Source organism: Actinosynnema sp. NPDC037264 (assembly GCF_055603705.1).
In genome coordinates this window covers 169,795-185,066 of the sequence record NZ_JBVJVK010000003.1, presented here as the reverse complement: position 1 = coordinate 185,066, position 15,272 = coordinate 169,795, and the positions used below count along the sequence as shown (strand labels likewise).

At 74.1% G+C, this 15,272-nt stretch carries 12 protein-coding genes; 6 read left to right on the top strand and 6 right to left on the bottom strand.

Annotated features, from left to right (window positions below):
• Complete coding sequence (locus ACZ7GX_RS05390; RefSeq protein ID WP_498773124.1) at nt 1-564, top strand: dihydrofolate reductase family protein; 564 nt, start codon at nt 1-3, stop codon at nt 562-564.
• A 3-nt stretch (nt 565-567) separates the two neighbouring features.
• Here the strand turns inward: ACZ7GX_RS05390 and ACZ7GX_RS05385 are convergent, their stop codons facing one another.
• The gene (locus ACZ7GX_RS05385) at nt 568-1,710 is read right to left on the bottom strand and encodes a Dyp-type peroxidase (RefSeq protein ID WP_498773122.1); all 1,143 of its coding nucleotides are present in this window, start codon (nt 1,708-1,710) and stop codon (nt 568-570) included.
• A 64-nt stretch (nt 1,711-1,774) separates the two neighbouring features.
• Between ACZ7GX_RS05385 and ACZ7GX_RS05380 the strand changes: the two genes are divergently transcribed.
• The 3 genes from ACZ7GX_RS05380 to ACZ7GX_RS05370 all read left to right on the top strand — a co-directional run bounded on the left by ACZ7GX_RS05380 (nt 1,775) and on the right by ACZ7GX_RS05370 (nt 5,126).
• Nucleotides 1,775-3,097, top strand: a complete 1,323-nt coding sequence (locus ACZ7GX_RS05380) for a right-handed parallel beta-helix repeat-containing protein (protein WP_498773120.1) — start codon at nt 1,775-1,777, stop codon at nt 3,095-3,097.
• 81 nt (nt 3,098-3,178) lie between these two features.
• Nucleotides 3,179-3,754 (top strand): TetR/AcrR family transcriptional regulator, encoded by a 576-nt coding sequence (locus ACZ7GX_RS05375; protein WP_498773118.1) that lies wholly within the window; start codon nt 3,179-3,181, stop codon nt 3,752-3,754.
• Nucleotides 3,738-5,126, top strand: coding sequence for a nitrilase-related carbon-nitrogen hydrolase (locus tag ACZ7GX_RS05370; RefSeq protein WP_498773116.1), 1,389 nt, complete (start codon nt 3,738-3,740; stop codon nt 5,124-5,126). The genes ACZ7GX_RS05375 and ACZ7GX_RS05370 overlap by 17 nt, the downstream gene beginning before the upstream one ends.
• 7 nt (nt 5,127-5,133) lie before the next feature.
• On the opposite strand, the gene ACZ7GX_RS05365 is transcribed toward ACZ7GX_RS05370, so the two are convergent.
• On the bottom strand, nt 5,134-7,332 hold the full coding sequence (locus ACZ7GX_RS05365; protein ID WP_498773114.1) for a M20/M25/M40 family metallo-hydrolase: 2,199 nt from the start codon (nt 7,330-7,332) through the stop codon (nt 5,134-5,136).
• Between the two features lie 29 nt (nt 7,333-7,361).
• Complete coding sequence (locus ACZ7GX_RS05360; RefSeq protein ID WP_498773112.1) at nt 7,362-8,723, bottom strand: IS4 family transposase; 1,362 nt, start codon at nt 8,721-8,723, stop codon at nt 7,362-7,364.
• A 169-nt stretch (nt 8,724-8,892) separates the two neighbouring features.
• On the opposite strand from ACZ7GX_RS05360, the gene ACZ7GX_RS05355 reads away from it, so the two are divergent.
• Nucleotides 8,893-9,834, top strand: a complete 942-nt coding sequence (locus ACZ7GX_RS05355) for a GNAT family N-acetyltransferase (RefSeq protein WP_498773110.1) — start codon at nt 8,893-8,895, stop codon at nt 9,832-9,834.
• A gap of 28 nt (nt 9,835-9,862) precedes the next feature.
• Here ACZ7GX_RS05355 and ACZ7GX_RS05350 read toward each other — a convergent pair whose 3' ends face one another.
• The 3 genes from ACZ7GX_RS05350 to ACZ7GX_RS05340 all read right to left on the bottom strand — a co-directional run bounded on the left by ACZ7GX_RS05350 (nt 9,863) and on the right by ACZ7GX_RS05340 (nt 14,018).
• Nucleotides 9,863-11,482, bottom strand: coding sequence for a protein kinase domain-containing protein (locus ACZ7GX_RS05350; RefSeq protein ID WP_498773108.1), 1,620 nt, complete (start codon nt 11,480-11,482; stop codon nt 9,863-9,865).
• A gap of 181 nt (nt 11,483-11,663) precedes the next feature.
• Nucleotides 11,664-12,707, bottom strand: coding sequence for a hypothetical protein (locus tag ACZ7GX_RS05345; RefSeq protein WP_498773106.1), 1,044 nt, complete (start codon nt 12,705-12,707; stop codon nt 11,664-11,666).
• 15 nt (nt 12,708-12,722) lie between these two features.
• Complete coding sequence (locus ACZ7GX_RS05340) at nt 12,723-14,018, bottom strand: CoA transferase (RefSeq protein ID WP_498773104.1); 1,296 nt, start codon at nt 14,016-14,018, stop codon at nt 12,723-12,725.
• Nucleotides 14,019-14,080: 62 nt separating this feature from the next.
• Here ACZ7GX_RS05340 and ACZ7GX_RS05335 point away from each other — a divergent pair, with 62 nt between their 5' ends.
• Nucleotides 14,081-15,250 (top strand): cytochrome P450, encoded by a 1,170-nt coding sequence (locus ACZ7GX_RS05335; RefSeq protein WP_498773102.1) that lies wholly within the window; start codon nt 14,081-14,083, stop codon nt 15,248-15,250.
• The last annotated feature ends 22 nt before the right edge of the window (nt 15,251-15,272 follow it).

The window sequence follows — 15,272 nt, the reverse complement described above, 5'->3', positions numbered from 1 at the left end:
ATGCGGAAGATCGTGTATTCCCTGTCGGTGTCCGGGGACGGCTTCTTCGAGGACCTCGACGGGTCGATCGACTGGCACCTCGTGGACGAAGAGCTGCACGAGCACTTCAACACCGTGTTCGCGGAGATGGGCGCGTTCCTGGAGGGTCGGCGGACCTACGAGCTGATGGAGGCGCACTGGCCGACGGCGGACGAGGACCCCGACGCCTCCGCGCCCGAGCGGGAGTTCGCCCGGATCTGGCGCGGCATGCCGAAGGTCGTGTACTCGCGGACGTTGGCGACGGCGGGGCCGAACGCGACGATCGTGCGCGACGTGGTGGCGGAGGAGGTGCGGGCGCTGAAGGCGTCGGCGCGCGGCGACCTGGTCGTGGGCGGCCCGGACCTGGCCGCCTCGTTCCGCCGCCTCGGCCTGGTCGACGAGTACCGGGTGTACGTCCACCCCGTGCTGCTGGGACGCGGGCGGCCGATGTTCGGGCCGGAGGACGACAAGGCGGACCTCGACCTGGTCGAGACCCGGGCGTTCGGCAACGGGGTGGTGCTGCTGCGCTACCGCGTCCGGACCTGACGTTCACCGGAAGAGCGTGGCGCCCAGCGGGTGTTGCCGGTCGAACCCGGGCAGGACCAGGAACGTCGCGGCGGCGGTGGCGGTGGTGAACGGCAGCAGGGCGTCGACGGCGTCCATCCGGGTGAGGGTGTTGGTGAACGTCCGCAGGTCGTTCTGGAAGCTGATGAACAGCAGGCCCGGCGCGGGTTCGTCGATGGTGTACGAGCGGCGCAGCATGTGGCCGACGCCGACCGCGTTGGGGTGCGCCCGGCGGACGTGGGCGTCCGCCGGGATCAGGTAGCGCCCGTCCGGCGTCTTCGCGCCGAGGTCCGGGTCGGAGGCGATGACGCCGCCCGAGAGGGGCGCGCCGGTGTCCCGACGCCGACCGAAGACCGCCTCCTGGTCGGGGACGGGCAGCGCGGCGAACTTCGGCAGGTCGAGCTCCATGCGGCGGAGCACGGCGATCGTGCCGCCCGCGACCGGGGCCGGCCCGGCCAGCCACAGGTCCCGCTGCTGTTCGGCGGTCGTGTGCGGGCCCACGATGCCGTCGATGAACCCGAACGCGTTGCGCGGCGCGGTGATGCCCTGGTCCACCGCGACGGTCGCGCCGCGGCGCCCCGACTGCCGCCACCGTTCGCGCACCCGGTCACCGGCCTGGCCCAGCAGGGCCGCGGCGACGACCGACAGGACGACCGGGTCGCCGGCGCAGACCTGCACCAGCAGGTCGCCGCCCCGTTCCCGCTCGGCGATCCGCTCGCGGGAGAACTGCGGGAGGTCCGCGCCGCCGGGCAGGGCGGGGTCGGCGAGGCGCACCAGCCGGGGGCCGATCCCGATCGTCACGGTGAGATCGCCCGGCGGCAGGCCGAGCAGTCGCGCGTCGGTCCCCTCGGCCAGCGTGCGCACCGCTTCGCCCAGCTCGGCCAGCAGCGGGCCGACCGCCACGTCGTCGACGACGTCGGCCACCACGACCAGCAGGTTGGGCTGGGCCTGCGCGGGGAGCGTGATGCCGGCCTGATGAGGACCTGTCGGCGACACCGCCGGGACGTCGTGCCGCTCGGGCGGGGCGGCGGCGCGCGGTTCGCACCCGGCGGCGAGACCGGCGGCCAGCGCGGTGGCCCCGGCGCCGAGGAACGTGCGGCGTGACGGGTGGTCTTCGGCTCGGCGCACGGTGGCGAGAGTGCCAGATTCGCCCTACCGCAGGCGAATCCGCCGGTCGTGCCAGACTGGGTCCATGCTTCGTTTCGGCCTCGTCGTGATCACCGCGGCGCTCGTCCTGGCCGGCTGCGGCGGATCAGGCGAGGGCGGCGCCGCCGAGGGCAGGCGGCCCGCCGGCACGCACGTGACGATCCGGGTGCCGGTCGACGCGCCGACGATCTCCGCCGCGGTGGCCCTCGCCCAGCCCGGTGACCTGGTCCTGGTCGCGCCCGGCGTCTACCACGAGTCGGTCGAGGTCGGCACGGACCGGATCACCCTGCGCGGCGAGTCCCGGGACGGGGTCGTGATCGACGGGCAGCTGCGGCAGCCGAACGGCATCGTCGTCACCGCGCCCGGTGTGGCCGTGGAGAACCTGACCGTCAAGAACAACACGCACAACGGGGTCCTGGTCACCGGTTCGGCGGCGGCGGCCGGCGGCACCCCGGGCGACGGCGGCTACGACACCGGCGACGAGCCCGTCACGTTCCTGAAGTCGTTCCTGGTCTCCCACGTGACCGCCACCCGCAACGGGCTCTACGGCATCTACGCGTTCTCCGCCCAGGACGGCGTCATCGAGCACTCCTACACCTCCGGCTCGGCCGACTCCGGGATCTACGTCGGGCAGTGCAAGCCGTGCCGCATCGTCGTGCGGGACAACATCGCCGAGCTCAACGCGGTCGGCTACGAGGGCACCAACGCGGGCGGCGAGCTGTACGTGGTCGGCAACCGCCTCGTCGGCAACCGGGTCGGGCTCACCAGCGGCTCCGACCACCAGGAGAAGCTGCTCCCCCAGCAGGACGCCGTCGTCGCCGGCAACCTGATCGCGGCCAACCAGCAGGACCCGACCCCCGAGCAGGCCGACGGCGGGTGGGGCATCGGCGTCGGCATCGACGGCGGCAGTGACAACCAGGTCGTCCGCAACCGGATCGCCGGCAACGCCACCGCCGGTCTGGTGATCACCGCGACCGCCGACATCCCGCCGAACGGCAACCAGGTCCTGGACAACGCGTTCGAGGCCAACGGCGTCGACGTCGGCTGGACGTTCCCCACCGCCACCCGGGGCCGGGGCAACTGCCTGCGCGGCAACGACCTCGTGACGACGGCGCCCGACGGGCTCGCGACGACCGCGGCCTGCCCGGCCGCCGACCAGTCGCCGTCCGGCACGTGGGCGAACCCGAGGCCTCCTCGCGGCATCCCGTTCACCGACGTGGCCGCACCCGCCCCGCAACCGCAGTTCCCGAACGCCACCACCGCCGGCGCCACCGCCGTGCCGGCCGTTCCGGCGCTGCCGGACATCGCGACGATCGCGCTGCCGTCCGCGTCCCTGCTCGCCGACCTCGCGCTGGTGCGGCTGCCCTGAGCGGCCCGGGCGCCGCGCCACCGCCTTCCTCGCCGCACCGGAACGTCTACGGCGTAGACCCACGCTGTGTACGGTGTAGACATGACGGAGACGGCCGACCGGATCTCGGCGGCGGCGTTGGCGATCCTGCTGGCGGAAGGCGCGCCGGCGGTGAGCATGCGGCGGGTGGCGGCGGATGCCGGGGTGACCGCCATGGCCACCTACCGCCACTTCCCCAACCGTGAAGCGCTGCTGCGCTCGGTGGCGGACGCGGCGGTGGCGGAGCTGACCGCCGACTGGGCCGGACGCGGCCGCGGGCTGGGCCTGGCCCAGCGGCTCGACGCGCTGGCCGACGCGTTCCTGGACTTCGCGCTCGGCCGGCCGAACCTCTACCGCTACCTGGTCACCGAGCACCGGCCCGACGCGCTGCGGTTCCCGGACGACTTCCGCACCGGCGGCTCGCCCGCGTTCGCGCCGGTGTTCGCGACCGTCGAGCAGGCCCTGGCGGACGGCGTGCTGCGCGACGACGACCCCCTGGAGGTCGCGTTGGCCGTCACCACACCGGTCATGGGCCTGGTCCAGCTGTACCTGGGCGGCCGGATGACCCTGTCCGAGAACGACTTCCGCGCGCTGTGCAAGCGCACGACCAGAAGGGTCCTCAATGGACTCCGAACGTGAGCTTCCGCTGGTGGTCCTGGCCGGGCTGGGCTCGGCCGCCCTGTTCTACTTCGGCACGGGACTGGCGCCGATCGCCGCGCTGGCCTGGCTCGCCCCGCTGCCCGTGCTCCTCGTCGCGCCACGCACGTCCGGGCGCGTCGCCGCGGCCCTGGCGTTCGGGGCGTGCCTGTTGGGGCTGACCAACACCTGGCCGTTCCTGGCCCACTCGCACGACCTGCCGCTGTTACCGTGGGGCGTCGCCATCGGGATCGGGATGGCGGCGACCTTCGCCCTGGTGGTGACCCTGTTCCGGGCACTGCTGAACCGCGGACGCGCGCTGCTCGCGGTGACCACGGCGCCCGCCGCCTGGGTCGCGGTGCTGTACGTGGCGGCGTCGACCAACCCCGTCGGGATCATGGGCACGCTCGCGACGACGCAGGCCGACGTGCCGCTGGTCCTGCAGACCACCGCGATCACCGGCGCGTGGGGCGTCGAGTACCTCGTCCTCTTCGCGCCGGCCGCCGTCGCCGCCGTGGTGACCAGGCGTGACGTGCGGGTCGCCGCGTTCGCCGGTGTCGTGCTCGCGGCGGTGTCGATCGGCGGTGCGGTGCGGCTGGCCCAGGACGACGGGCCGGTGCAGCGCGTCGCGCTGGTGGCGAGCAACAACCACGGCTGGGCCACCGACCTGGGCACGCCGGCCGGACCCGAGTTGGTCGCCGCGTACGCGCGGCAGGTCGAGGCGCTGCCGGACGGGGTGCGGGTCGCGGTGCTGCCGGAGGCCGCGTTCGGCGCGCGCGAGGCCCGGCCCGCGGTGCTGGTGGACACCATGACCGCGCTCGCCCGCGCGGAGGGCATCGACATCGTGGTCGGCTTCGCCCAGTGGACCGACGGGAAGAAGTACAACTACGCGGTGACGTTCCCCGCGTCCGGCGGCGAGCCCGTGAAGTACCTCAAGCACCACGACCTGGTCAGCCCGGCCGGGCGCGACCTCGCGCTCCTCGGCTCGACCGGTGTCGCGATCTGCGCCGACGTCAACCACCCCGACCCGAGCTCGGACTACGCGACGGCCGGCGCGCGGCTGCTGGCGATCCCGGCGTCCGACGAGGACGACAACGGGTGGCAGCACAGCCGCACGGCGTTGCTGCGCGGTGCCGAGAACGGGGTCGCGGTGGCGTGGGGCGGGCGCAAGACGCGGTTGATGGCGTCCGACGCCCGAGGTCGGGTGGTCGGCGAGGCGGCCACCGGCGGCGGGGGCCCGTTCACCGTGGTGGTCGCCGACGTGCCGACGGGTGAGGGGCCGACGCCGTACGCGCGGTTGGGCGACTGGTTCGCGTGGCTGTGCGCGGGACTCGCGGCGGCCGGTCTGGTCGGCGCCCGCGTCAGGGCCGGGTGACGAGCGGTCAGAGGCGGAACTCGGCGCGGACCACGGCGGCGTCGAACGCGCGGCTGCCGGACTGCACCGGCATGGCGTCGGGTGGGCGGGGGCCGACCAGGGAGGACGCCTCGGCGGGCAGCCCGGCCCACTGGTCGGCCACGGCCACCTCCAGCGGCGCGCCGAGGTCCAGGTCGCAGGTGATCTCGCGAGCGGACGGGCCGTACAGGTCCAGGGTGGCGCCGGGGAGGGGCGTGGCGCCGAGGCGGCACGCCGGCCGACCGGGGCCGGACAGCGTCACGTGCGTCCGCCACGCGCGCGCGTTCGGCGTGACGCGGAACGTCACCGTCCGCACCGCGGCCTCGGCGGTGGCCACCGGGACGACGGTGGGCGCGGGCAGGCCCAGGTCGGGCGCGGCGGCGCGCATCATCGGCCGGTCCAGCGCCGGGTACGGCAACGTCACCCGTTCCGGGTCCTCCCCCAGCACCCGCGAGGTCCACTCGTCGGGCGCGGGATCGGCGGACAGCCAGCTCGCGCCGCCCGTGTCCTGCAGGTAGATCAGCGAGTCGGGCCGCAGCTCGTCCGGTGCGAAGCCGAACCGCACCGTCCCCACCGCGATCAGCGCCACCGCGACCGCCGCCGCGCCGAGCGCCGGCCGCCACGAGCGCCACCCCGTCAGCAACGGCAGCAGCAGCACACCGGCCAGGACCGCGAACACCACCGCCACGGCGCTCAGCGGCATGCCCAGCGCCACCATCATCGTGCCGACCAACGGCGGGAAGATCGCCGCCGCGACCAGCGGCGGGAGGAAGGCCGCCCGGGTCGTCCGCAACGCGGGCAGGCCGGCCAGCAGGGTCCACTGGAACAGGAACCCGGCACCCGGCACGGCCACCGTGGTGGCCGCCAGCAGCACGCCCGTCACCACCAGAACTCCGGCGACGACCTCGGCCGGCGACCACCGCCGCACCACCCGTGCCGCCGCCAGCAGCACCGCCGCCCCGAGCAGGCAGAACCCGGCGACGAACCAGCCCCGCTCGGGCGGCTCCGACAGCGCCAGGAACCCCAACCCCGGCCGGACGGCCGCCACGAGTGCCCACACCCCGAACGCCGACGCGCCCGCCACGACCACCGCGCCGACCGCGACCCCGGCCACCGCCAGCACAGCCCGCCACCGCACCCGTCCACTTCGGACACCCAGGACCAGCAGCGACGCCAGCGCGAGGACCGTCACCGCGGCCAGCGCCACCGCGAGCCACGTCGGGTAGCGCACCAGCACCCGGGAGAACAGGTCGAAGTACACCGCGTCACCGGCGCCGGCCCGCAGGTCTCGGTCGCCCAACGCCCGCACCAGTCCCACCATCGTCTCGCCGTGGTGCTGCAGGCTGCCCCGGTCCAGCCGCTCCAGGTCGTCGTACGGCGAGTGGTAGTCGCCGACGTGCTCGATGAACGCGCTGTTCAACCCCCGTGCGCCCGCCTCCGCGAACAGGGTGAAGTCGCTGTAGTTCGGCATCCGCCGGTAGACCTCGTAGGCGAACGAGTTCGCGATGGGCCTGCTGCTCGCCTCGCCGAACGCCGACACGAGCGGCGCGTTGTCCGCACCCGTCTGGAACATCCACACCGGCCCGCCGCTGCCCCGCGCCTCCCAGTTCAGCACCGCGCCGACGCCGTCGACCCCGTGGCGTTCCACGTACGCCGCCGCGCCGAGCGCCCCGGCCTCCTCGCCGTCGGTGAACAGGAACACCACGTCGTTGCGCACACCGCCGGTCCTCAGCGCGCGCAACGCCTCCAGCATCGCCGCGACCGCCGCGCCGTCGTCGGCCGCGCCGGGACCGGTCGGCACCGAGTCGTAGTGCGCGACCAGCAGCAACGCCTTGCCGCCGCTGACCGACGGTTCCGTGCCGCGCACGCGTGCGACGACGTTGTGCGTGGTGGCCACCCGGACGCCCCGCCACGGCCGGACGACCTCGTCGGACTCCACCACCACGTCCGCGCCGAGGCCGCGGGCGGTGTCGACGAGGTACTCGCGGACGCGCTCGTTGTCCGCCGACCCGATCGGGTGCGGTCGTCGGGCGATGGCCGCCAGGTGCCGCTCGGCGCGTCCGGCGGCGAACTCGGACGGCGGCGCGTCCGCCACGGGCGCCGGCGGCCGGAACGCCAGCACGGCCGCCACACCCACCACCGCGATCACCGCGAGCAGGACCGACACCCGACGGACGCCCTCGACCATCCGGAGACCCTAACCCCAATGCCGCGTAGTTAAGGTGGTGGATCGGTTGTCAACCCGGTTGTGATCGTGATGTGGGTGGTCGTGCGGTGGTTGGTGCGGTCGATGCGGCCTTTGGCGCGGTGTTTGGAGATGGCGCGTTTGACCACGCGGGGGCAGGACCGGCTCCGGCGTGGCGGCAGCAGGTTGTCGAGCACGGCCCGACCGATGCGTCCGGCCAGGTCGACCGTGGTGTCGGTGATGATTCCGGCGGCGTGGACGACCTGGTCTCGGGCGTTGTGCAGGGCGACGGTGAACCCGGCCCGGTCCGGTGGGATCGCGGGATGGTGGGCGGTGGCGTCGGCCATGGCGATCCGCAGAGCCTGGTAGGTGACCAGTAGGGCGTGGACCTCCTGGTCGACGCCTTCGGGGGTGCGGGCGCGCAGGACCCGTCCGCCCAGGATGGTCGATTTCAGTTCCAGGTAGGCGGTCTCGATCTCCCAGCGCCGGTGGTAGAGGGCGACGAGGTCGCGGGCGGGGTGGCGGTGGTGGTCGAGCAGGGTGGTGACCAGCCGGTAGTGGCCGGTGTGCCGTGTTCCACCGGTCAGGGTGACGGTGACGTCGGCATCGACCACCCGGACCGCGATGCCGCCCAGCCTGGAGAGCCGGGAGCCGTCGGACAGCACGTCGAGGTCGGGCAGTGGGCGGCCGTTCTTGCAGCGGATCAGCAGGTCCGCCCCGGTGACGGCGATCCCGGTGACCAGGTCGGCGACGGCGAAGTTGCGGTCGGCCAACAGCAGCATCCCCGGCCGCAGGCACCGCAGCAGGCGTGGCACCTGCGTGGTCTCCCCGACCGAGATCGGTCCGAACACCGCGTCGATCACGGTGCGGGTGCCGCAGGCGACCACCGCGACCAGCCGCAGCAGCGGATAGCCCGACCCGCCGTGCGAGCCGGTCTGCCGACCGTAGACGGCCAGGTTCGCCCGACTGTCCGGTATCGACATGGTGGTGCCGTCGATCGCGCAGACCAGTAGCCCCCGCCAGCGGGCGATCCCGGCCGCCGGACCGGCCACCAGGGCGAACAACGCCCGTAACGGGGCCGCCCCGACCCGGCGGCGGGCCTGGGCCAACGCCGAGGACGTCGGCATCGCCACCGGCACCCCGTCCAGACCCGCGACCAGCCTGGCCCACACCTGCCGGTAGCCCACCTCGCCGAACAACCCGGCCGCCAACAGCAGATAGACCACCACCCGGGAGGGCAGATCACGGACCCTGGCCTGCGTTCTGCCGGTCGTGGCCAGGACGTCGTCGACCATCTCGAACGGGACCACCCGGGTCAGCTCACCCAGATGACCCGGCGCGAACCGGCCCCCCGCCACGTTGCGGACAGGGGCGATGACAGACTGGAGATCCAACGGAGTTCCTGCACTTCAGTGATCTTGGTCGACACTGTTCTAGCAGGAACTCCGTTGCCATCTCACCAGCCTTGACAGGCACACCCCGCCCTTAACTAAGCGGCATTGACCCTAACCCGCCCGAAACCCGGTCGACAGGGGCCGGACGCGCGGCGCACCATCTCCCGCCATGGACGCCCTTCCCGCCGGTCACACCGTCCGGCCGCCCCGCACCGACGACGCCGAGCTGGTCCTCGGCCTGGTGCACGCCTGCACCACGGCGGTCATCGGGTTCGCCGACTACACGCTCGAGGACATGCGCGACGAGCTGACCCGGCCGGGCTTCGACCTGGAGCGCGACGCGTGGCTGGTGCTCGACGCGGCGGGCGCGCCCGTCGGCTACGCGACCGCGAACGGCAAGAGCGGCAGCGACGAGGTCGACGTCGACGTGGTGTCGCAGGACCCGGTGCTGGTGGACTGGCTGTTCACCAGGGTGCTGGAGCGCGCGCGGGAGATCGGGCGCGCCGGCGGGCACGACGCGGTGACCGTCGACCACGGCGTCTACCGGGACGACGTGGCGTTGCGCGCCCGGGTGGCCGCGCTGGGGTTGGAGGTCGCCACCACGTTCCACCGGATGCGGGTCGACCACGTCGGCGACGTGCCGCCGCCCGCGCCCGTGCCGGGGCTGGTGCTGCGGCAGGCCGTGGACGAGGACGTGCGGCGGGTCGCGCACGAGGTGTGGAACGCGTCGTTCGCCGGTCAGTTCGGGTTCGTGCCGAAGACCTACGAGGAGTGGCACGAGCGGCAGGAGCGCAAGTCGACCTTCGACTGGTCGGGGCTGTGGCTGGCGGAGCTGGACGGGCGGCCGGCCGGGTTCCTGGAGCGCACCGACCAGTTCGCCGACGAGGACTGCGGTTACGTCGGCTTCCTGGGCGTCCTCGCCGAGGCGCGCGGGCGCGGGGTGGCGAAGCACCTGCTGGGGCACGCGTTCCACCTGGACGCGTCCACCGGGCGCGCGGGCACGATCCTGCACGTCGACTCGAACAACCCGACGCCCGCGCTCGGCCTCTACGAGTCGGTGGGCATGCGGCCGGTGCTGGTGATCGACGTGTGGCGCGGCCGGTTCGGGTGAGCCGCGCCCTCGGTCCGGCGGACGGCCGCTAGGCGTTCTGCTGCCCGTCGATCGCCCACTGCCCGTCGACCTTGACCAGCGTGTAGAGGTGCCGCTCGGTCTGGGTCCCGCCGGACTTGAACGTGTACGACACGGTGGCCGTGACCTGCTGCGGCCCGACCGCCTGCACGTTGCTCACGGTCACCGCGCTGATCCCGCCCCACCAGCCCTGGTAGTCGGCGAACGTCGGCGTCTTCTCGGCCTTGAAGCCGTCGGTGAGGCGGGCGTACGCGACTTCCAGGTTGTTCGGCAGCAGGCCGTAGTAGTCGCTCAGCGCCTGGTCCGGGCCGATGTCGGCGGGCGGCTGGGACGTGCTCGGGGTCGTCGGCTCCGGCGCCGCGGTGGTGGTGGTCGTGGCCGGCTGCTCGTCCTCGGTGGTCTGGGCGGGCTGGGTCCCGGCGGGCGCGTCGGACGTCGGCTGGGCGGTGGTGGTCTCGCTGGTGGCGCCCGATCCGGCCGACGGTGAGCCGCCGTCACCCCGGTTGACCAGCCACGCCACGAAGGCGATGGCGATCAGGGCCACGACGGCGAGCGCGACCAGCGCCTTGCGGTCGCCTCGCTTCTCCTCGTTCGACGGCGGGACCGCCGGCAGCGGCTCAGGCGGGGTCGGTTGCGAAGGGGTGGGTTGGGACGGGGTCGGCTGCGGAGGGGTGGGGTTGGCCGGAGCGGGGTTGGCCGGAGCCGCGTTGGCCGGAGCGGGGCGGATCGGCTCGGGCGTGGGTTCGGCCGGTGCCGGTTCGGGGGTGGCGATCGGTTCGAGGGGCGAGGCCAGGATCGCGGTCGGCGTCGGGGACGGTGGCGGTGACGTGCCGTCGAACCGCACGTCCCGCAGCATGTCCGCCGCCTCGGCCATGCTCGGCCGGGTCTCCGGGTTCGTGTCGAGCAGGCGCATCAGCACCGGAGCCAGCGGGCCTGCGTTGCGCGGCGGCGGGAAGCGGCCGTCGGCGACCCGGTGCAGCAGCGCGATGGTGTTGCCGTCCACGCCGAACGGCGGCGTGCCCTCCAGCGCCGCGTAGAGCGTCGCGCCGAGCGCGAACACGTCCGCCGGGAACTCGCCCTTCCCGCCGCGCGCCACCTCCGGCGCCAGGTAGGCGGGCGTGCCGACGAGCATCCCGGACGCGGTGACGGTCGCCTCGTCCGTCGCGCGCGAGGTGCCGAAGTCGGTGACCTTGACCGTGCCGAACTCGGTGACCAGCACGTTGCCCGGCTTCACGTCCCGGTGCGTGACGCCCGCCTTGTGCGCGGCGGCCAGCCCGTCCGCCAGCTGCACGCCGAGCCGGGCCACCTCGTCGGGGGGCAGGGTGCCGCGTTCGGTCATCACGGTGGCCAGGCTGCGCGACGGCAGGTACTCCATGATCAGCCACGGGTGGCCGTCGTACTCGACGACGTCGTACAGCGCGATCACGTTGGGGTGCGACAGGCGGGCCGCGATGCGCCCCTCCCGGATCGCGCGGTCGATCGACTCCTGGTCGAACCCGGTGCGGGACAGCAGTTCCTTGACCGCGACGATGCGGCGCAGCCGCTGGTCCTCGGCCCGCCACACCACCCCCATCCCACCCGTGCCGATCCGCTCGGTCAGCCGATACCGGCCTGCGATAGTGCGGTCCACCACCCGTGCTCCCAACGTCGCGCGCACGTCCGGCGACGGGGGTACCCGATCGGGTGACCCCTCGAACGTGCGTTTCAGTCGTAACACTTCCAGTGGTCGTTTGTCCCTTCACCACGCGGGTCCGCCACGCAGGTGAGCCGAGCGCCACCGAACCGCCGGTGGCGGGCGCCCACCGCACGTGTCAGTCCTTTGTGGACTCGCGCGTGCTCCGGTTCGGCGAGGTGGGGCGCTCCAGCCCCGACCACAGCCGACCGTCGACCAGTCCGGGCGGCACCTCGACGGGATCGTCGTCGAACAGCGCGTGCACCGGGCCGTCGGGCAGCAGCACGGCGTGATCGGTGACGACCGCGACGTACCCGCCCGCGCGGAAGTCACCGACGACGGTGGCCGGGAACAGGTCGTCCGGCGGCCGGCCCTCGTCCTCCGCGACCGCGATGGCGGCGTGGGCCGCGAGGACGTCAGGCGCTTCCGCGTCCGCGGACCGGTGCACGACGCGGTCGAACACCAGCCAGGCGACCTCCCGGCGGTGCTTGTCGGCGGTGAACAGGGTCGTCCGCGGTCCCGGCTCGAACCGGACCAGCACCTGCGCGCCCGGTGCGGGGCGGGACAGGAGCCGACGCGGGGCGAGCCGGGCGGCGGTCAGGCGTGCGGCCTGGACGGCGGCGATGAACGCGATCACGCCCACCACCAGCCACAAGGTGGGGTGATCGCCGCGCCACGCCCACACCGCGAGCGCCGCGCACGTCACCACCATCACGCCGATCAGCAGCTTCCGCAGCCCCGCAGGCCGCCGCGTGACCGGGTCGTCCTGCGGCAGGTCGACCGTGACGGGTGCGGCGAGTCCGGCGAACGCCCGCCGTTGCCGCCTCGGGCCGACCAGGAACCGGGCCAGGGAGTACGCGCAGTACGCGCCGTTGATCGCGAACGGGACGACGACCCACGGCGGTTCACCGGCCACGCCCAGCAGGACCGCCGAGGCGATCGCCACCGCACAGCCCAGCCTCGGCCGCGCGATGAGCACGATCGGGGTGGCCAGCACGACCAGGTAGCGCACGCTGCGCGGGACGGGGCTGTCGGCTTCGGAACCGTCCGCGATCAGCGCGATCACCAGCGCGATCAGCCACGTCGTCACCGCCGGCGCCACCCGACCGACCCGGAAGGACGCCGGGTGCCGCCACTTCCGCGCGAACGCCCAGTCCAAGACCGGCGCCGGAGGTCTAGCCATGACGTCTCGCCCCTTTCACCGCCAACGGGGTTCGTCGGTGCCCCAGAGGGTTGGCGGATGGTCCCACTTCCCATGATCGGTGAGCGGCGGGCGGGCGTGGCGGAGGACGCCGTAGGGCGACGGGGTCTCGACCAGCCAGGGGTCGGGGTCGTAGTCGCCGTGGACGGGCGAGGGCTCGATGTCGTGCAGGAGCCAGGACGCGGTGCCGGCGAGCGACAGGCTGACGTGCCGGCCGTGGGGTTCGGCGAGGGCGCGGAGGACGGCGGCGGCGAGCAGGTAGCCGGTGCCGTGGTCGAGGGCTTGGGCGGGCAGCACGCCGGGGACGCCGTCGGTGCTCTCGGCGGCGGCGATGCCGGTGGCGGCCTGGACCAGGCTGTCGAACCCGCGCCGGCCGGCCAGGGCGCCGGTGTCGCCCCAGGCCGTCAGCTGGGCGACGACCAGGTCGGGGCGTTTCGCTCGCAGCGCCTCCGGGCTCACGCCGTGGCGGTCGAGCGCGCCCGGCCGGTAGCCGGTGACCACGACGTCGGCGTGGTCGAGGAGGTCGTCGAACGTGCGCCGGTCGTGCCGGTCGGCGAGGTCGAGGAGGGTGGAGCGCTTGCCCGTGCCGGTGTCCGCGTGGGCGTCGGGGTCCTCCGGCAGGTGGGGCGGGTCGACGCGGAGGACGTCCGCGCCGAGGAACGCGAGGGTGCGGGTGGCGACCGGGCCGGCGATGACCCTGGTGAGGTCGAGGACGCGGACGCCTTCGGCGGGGCGGGAGGCCGGTGGGAGGACGCGTTTCGCGGCGTCGGTGGGGCGGGTTTCGACCAGGGGACGGCGGGTCGGGTCGGGTTCGATGGCGACCGCGACGGCCAGGCCGCCCGCGGCGTAGACGGTTTCCTGGACGTCCAGGGCCCGGCGGGTGGCCAGTTCGCGGGCCAGCGCGGCGCGGTCGTCGGTGACGCCGAGGGCGTCGAGCAGGCGTTCGCGGTGGTGGGGGTAGTTGGCGTGGGTGCGTACCCAGCCGTCGGCGGTGCGCCAGAACCCTGACAGCGGCGCGAACGCGGCGCCGGGGCGGCCGTCGACGAGGAGGTGGCGTTCGCTGGTGAAGGCGGTGGCGACGGCGGCTTCGCGCACCGTGACCGGCGGGGTCGGGGTGCGGTCGCGCGCGGCTTTCAGCTCGGCCGCGGCGAGGGCGCACACGCCGACGGTGGCCCGTGCCAGGTCCCGGACGGGCAGTCGGGCGGCGAGCACGTCGCCCGCCGGGGTGTAGTCGACGGTCAGGTCGGGTCGGCCGCCGAGGGCCGCCCAGGCTTGCGCTGTCACCGGGTCCACGGGTGCAGTCTGCTTCTTCTCGCGCCTGTGGGAGGTTGGTGGCGGCTATAAGGTCGATCACCATGGACTACCCGATCGTGCGTCGTCCCGGGTTCGATCCGCCGGCGGAGTTCGCGGCGTTGCGGGTGGAGTCGCCGGTGTGCCCGGTGTCGTTGCGGCACGGCCAGCAGGCGCACCTCGTGACGCGGTACGACGACGTGCGGGCGGTGCTGCGCGATCACGGCCGGTTCTCGTCGGACCCGAGCACGCCGGGCTTTCCGCAGCTGCGGCCGGTGGTGGACCGCAAGGCCGCGCCGGGGAGCTTCCTGGTCACCGATCCGCCCGAGCACACGCGGTACCGCCGGCTGGTGACGGGCGAGTTCACCGTGCGGCGGATGGCGGCTCTGCGTGCCGACGTGGAGCGGATCACGCGGGAACGGTTGGCCGCGTTGCGCTCGGGGCCGCGGCCCGCCGACCTGGTGACGGCGTTCGCGCTGCTCGTGCCGTCGGACGTGATCTGCCTGCTGCTCGGCGTGCCGGTGGCGGACCAGGAGTTCTTCTCCACCCGGAGCCGGGCCCACCTGGACCGGTCGTTGTCGGCGGCACGGGTGCGGGAGGCGTTGGACGAGCTGCACGGGTACCTGGCCGACCTGGTCCGGGCGCGCCGGCTCGCGCCGCGGGACGACCTGGTCAGCCGGTTGGTGCGGGAGCCGGGGCTGACCGACGAGGAGGCGGTCGGGATGACCGTGCTGCTGCTCGTCGGCGGGCACGAGACGACCGCGAACTCGATCGCGCTGTCCGTGCTGGCGCTGCAACGGGAGCGGGCGTGGTGGGAGGCGCTGGTCGCGTCGCCCGACCTGGTCGACAACGCGGTGGAGGAGCTGCTGCGGTTCTTGAGCCCCGTGCACCACGGGGTGGTGCGGGCGGTCGCGGGTGAGGCGGCCGTCGGTGGCACGGTGCTCGCGGCCGGCGAGGGCGTGATCGCGTCCCTGTTCGCCGCGAACCGCGACCCGGCCGCGTTCCCCGACCCGGACCGCCTCGACCTGCGCCGGGACGCGCGGGCGCACCTCGCGTTCGGCAGCGGGGTGCACCAGTGCGTCGGGCAGCTGTTGGCGCGCTTGGAGATGCGGGTCGCGCTGCGGGCCTTGGTGACGGAGCTACCCGACCTGCGCCTGGCCGTGCCGTTCGAGGAGGTCGAGTTCAAGTTCGACGCCCCGATCTACGGCCTCCGCTCCCTGCCGGTCACCTGGTAGCGCACGCCTGTGAGGATGCCCC